The sequence below is a fragment of the Curtobacterium sp. B18 genome, from assembly GCF_000333375.1.
Taxonomy (GTDB): Bacteria; Actinomycetota; Actinomycetes; order Actinomycetales; family Microbacteriaceae; genus Curtobacterium.
In genome coordinates, this window is sequence record NZ_BACZ01000297.1 from 1 (window position 1) to 2,865 (window position 2,865).

Here is a 2,865-nt window from a genome sequence, read left to right on the forward strand (position 1 = left end):
TTCTCGTTCGCGGCCTGGTCGAAGTAGCGGAGGTCCTTGCCGGACGACTCGATGTGGTTGTTGAGGTCGAAGTCCGTGCGGTTCGCGACGCCCATGAGCTCGCCCCACTCGGTGCCCGCGAAGCCGAAGCGGTACTCGATGTCGGCGGTGGCGTCGGAGTAGTGCGCGCGTTCGCCGTCCGGGACGTCGAAGCGGCGGAGGTTCTCCGGGTCGAACCGGCTCGTGATCGCCGGCCCCTACCGTGCCGTGCGGAACCCCATGGCGCTCGCCGGCATCGCCCAGGGCGTCGCCGTCGGCCTCCTGCTCACCTCGTGGATGGTCGTCGCGTACGCGCTCGCCGGCGCCGTCGTCTGGAACTGGGTCGTCCGGCCGCTCGAGGAGGCCGACCTCGAGCACCGGTTCGGTGACGACTTCCGTCGCTACGCCGCGCGCGTTCGGTGCTGGGTGCCGCGCCGACCGGTCCCGGCGAGTGCCCCCGCGGACGCGATCAGCCCGCCGCGCCGCTGATGTTCACGAGCCAGGTGACCCCGAAGCGGTCGGTCACCATGCCGAACGTGTCGCCCCACGGGGCCTTCGTGAGCGGCTCGATGACGGTCCGCGCACCGTCGGCGAGACCGTTCCAGTAGCGGGTCAGGGCTTCCTCGTCGTCGCCGCTGAGGGACACCGAGATGTTGCTGACGTCCGGGCCCTCCATGCCGGTCGGAGTGTCGGAGGCCATGAGCAGCAGGCCGTTCTCGCCCTCGAGCTGCCCGTGCATGACCTTGTCGGCGTCGGCGGGGTCCTGCGCCATGCCGGCCTCGCCGAACGTCGAGACGGTGAGTTCGCCGCCGAACACGCCGTGGTAGAAGTCGAGCGCGTCGCGGGCCTGGTCGCGGAGGCCGATGTACGGGTTGAGTCGGACGGACATGGTGGACTCCTCGCAGGTGGTGCACGGGCGCCGTCGTCCGTGTCGCGTCGATCGTCCCAGACCGGCCGTCCGCACGGAACCCCACGGGCGGGTCGTGCAGGATGGTCGAGTGGACGGAGCCGACGCGTACGACGAGCACCTCTCCGCCGAGATGCCGTGGACCGAGGTCGTCACCACGCTCGAGGCCCTCGGTTGGACGCCGTGCGGCACCGGGGACTGGGCGTACGCGTTCCGATCCCCCTCGGGCCGACTCGCGGCGCGGATCAGCCCGTTCGACCCCGCCGGGCGGTACTCGGCGATGCTGTACCGAGCCGCGGCGCACACCCGCCAGGTCCCGGTGCTGGTCGACCACCGCGTGCTCGAGGGCGGCTCCGACCTCACCGTGATGGAGTACCTGCGGCCGGTGTCCGTGGCCGAGGGCGCCACGTTCCACCGATCGATCGCCGGGCGGGAACCCGCCGTCGCCGCGCTCGCCGCGCACATCGACACCGTCCACGCCCGTGGCGCTCGGGAGCAGCCGTGGTGGGGTCCGCTCGACGACAACCCGGCGAACGTGCTGCGCGGAGCGGACGGTCGCCTCGTCGTCGCGGACCTGTTCTTCGCCGACGGACCGGCGCTGTACGCGACGGTCCGGGACGACCCGGACCGGATCGTACGGGACTACCCGGAGCACCTCCGGCGACACATGACGGAGCTACCGCTGGGGAGTTCCGGCGGGTGGCCCGACGGCGACGCCGAGCGCATGCGGCACGGGCTCGCAGCGGCCGACCGTCGCCTGCGGGGCTGACACAGCACCCAGCCGCACCCGCCTAGCATCGTGAGGATGCCCGACCCCCGCCCCGACGAGTTCATCCGCGTCCGCGGCGCCCGCGAGCACAACCTGCGGGACGTGGACGTCGACATCCCCCGCGACCGCATCGTCGCCTTCACCGGCGTCTCCGGCTCCGGCAAGTCGAGCCTCGCGTTCGGCACCGTGTTCGCCGAGGCACAGCGCCGCTTCCTCGAGTCCGTCGCCCCGTACGCCCGACGCCTCATCGCGCAGGGCTCCACCCCGCACGTCGAGTCGATCACGGGGCTGCCCCCGGCCGTGGCCCTGCAGCAGCGCCGCGGTGCCCCCAGCGCCCGCTCCACCGTCGGCACGCTCACCACGCTGTCGAACTCGGTGCGCATGCTGTTCTCCCGCGCCGGCACGTACCCTCCGGGTGCCGACCGGCTCGAGTCGGACTCGTTCTCACCGAACACCGCCGCCGGCGCCTGTCCCCGCTGCCACGGCCTCGGCACCGCGCACGAGGTCACCGAGGCGTCCGCGGTCCACGACGACTCGCTCAGCATCCGCGACGGCGCGATCACCGCGTGGCCGGGCGCCTGGCAGGGCAAGAACCTCCGCGACGTGACGGCCGTGCTCGGCTACGACATCGACCGGCCGTGGCGGGAACTCCCCCGCGCCGACCGCGACTGGCTGCTCTTCACCGAGGAGCAGCCGGTGGTCGAGGTGCACCCGAAGCGGGACCGGGTCGCCAAGCCCTACCGCGGCCGGTTCTGGAGTGCACGGCAGTTCGTGCTGCACACCCTCGCCGACTCGCAGAGCGAGACCCAGCGCACGAAGGTCCTGCAGTACGTCGAGTCCGGGCCCTGCGGCCTGTGCGGCGGCACCGGCCTCACCCGGGCCGCGCTCGCCGTCACGATCGGCGGGCACAGCATCGCCGAGCTGGGCGCGCTGCCGATCACCGCGCTCGCCGACGTGCTGCGTCCGATCGCGGCGATCACGGACCCGTCGGCGGCGACGTCGCGGGCGACGTCGGGCGAGCACTCCGAGGTGGCCGTCGCCATCGCCGGGGACCTCGTCAGGCGTCTCGACGTCCTCGTCGGTCTCGGCCTCGGGTACCTCGCGCTCGCCCGGTCGACGCCGACGCTGTCCCCGGGCGAGACGCAGCGGCTCCGGATCGCAACGCAGCTCC

At 72.9% G+C, this 2,865-nt stretch carries 2 protein-coding genes and 3 pseudogenes; 3 read left to right on the plus strand and 2 right to left on the minus strand.

Going from position 1 to position 2,865, the window contains the following annotated elements; translation table 11 throughout:
* A pseudogene (locus I5E_RS26305) lies at positions 1-212 on the minus strand (glycine--tRNA ligase); the annotation flags it as partial.
* Between I5E_RS26305 and I5E_RS07875 the strand changes: the two are divergent.
* Positions 211-507: pseudogene (locus I5E_RS07875) on the plus strand (methyltransferase family protein); the annotation flags it as partial. The pseudogenes I5E_RS26305 and I5E_RS07875 sit on opposite strands and share 2 nt — an antisense overlap.
* Here I5E_RS07875 and I5E_RS07880 read toward each other — a convergent pair.
* Positions 488-907: a VOC family protein gene (locus I5E_RS07880; RefSeq protein ID WP_022906496.1), complete on the minus strand. Its 420-nt coding sequence runs from the start codon at positions 905-907 to the stop codon at positions 488-490. The pseudogene I5E_RS07875 and the gene I5E_RS07880 sit on opposite strands and share 20 nt — an antisense overlap.
* A gap of 109 nt (positions 908-1,016) precedes the next feature.
* Between I5E_RS07880 and I5E_RS07885 the strand changes: the two genes are divergently transcribed.
* On the plus strand, positions 1,017-1,694 hold the full coding sequence (locus I5E_RS07885; RefSeq protein WP_022906497.1) for a hypothetical protein: 678 nt from the start codon (positions 1,017-1,019) through the stop codon (positions 1,692-1,694).
* Between the two features lie 36 nt (positions 1,695-1,730).
* A pseudogene (locus tag I5E_RS07890) lies at positions 1,731-2,865 on the plus strand (ABC transporter); the annotation flags it as partial.

What these genes read in the sequence shown, in the direction of transcription:
- I5E_RS07880 (WP_022906496.1), bottom strand. Translation starts at nt 907, where the DNA reads ATGTCCGTCCGACTCAACCCGTACATCGGCCTCCGCGACCAGGCCCGC.